Below are 625 nucleotides of genomic sequence, written 5' to 3' on the forward strand. Positions count from 1 at the left end.
ATTTATTTAGCACCATTACCATATTTACCTATCAATATCAACCATTGGTTTTGGTGTTGACCCTTAATTTTGAACATAAATTTGTCGAGAATTGAGAGGGGTATTAGCCTGTCCTCGGAATTGGGTTATGCTTCCGTCGGGACAGGTAATGATTCAAAAACAGCCATCAATAATAAATAGCCAATGGTGAGTTCTAGATTTCCTCTTTTTCTCTATATTGATTTAAAGAAAAACTTTGGAAAGGAATCAGAATTTCGACTTTTGTCCCATTTGCTGATTTGAATCTTATTTCTCCTTGAAATTCACTTGTTACAATTCCATGTAGTATCGATAGCCCTAAACTCTTTACTTTTGTAGGATCAAAATCATCTGGCAAACCATGTCCATTGTCACGTACGGAAATAAATATATGCTCATAATAGTTTTTACATTGTATATGGATCGTTCCAGTATCCATATTCGTAAAAGCATGTTTAAAACAATTAATGATTAATTCATTAATGACTAATGCGATAGAAGTTGCCTTATTATAAGCAATAAAAATATCATCTAAATCTAAATGGGTACTGTCAATAAGTTTGTGTAAATTAATAGAGTATCCTCGGAATTGGGATTTGTTTTCTGA

At 32.2% G+C, this 625-nt stretch carries 1 protein-coding gene; it reads right to left on the bottom strand.

Going from position 1 to position 625, the window contains the following annotated elements; translation table 11 throughout:
• Positions 1–193: 193 nt before the first annotated feature.
• The coding region (locus ABRT01_RS18320; RefSeq protein WP_367749212.1) for a sensor histidine kinase at positions 194–625 on the bottom strand (432 nt) is incomplete at its 5' end.

It is taken from the genome of Lentibacillus sp. L22 (assembly GCF_040812445.1).
GTDB classification, from domain to species: Bacteria; Bacillota; Bacilli; order Bacillales; family Amphibacillaceae; genus Lentibacillus_C; species Lentibacillus_C daqui.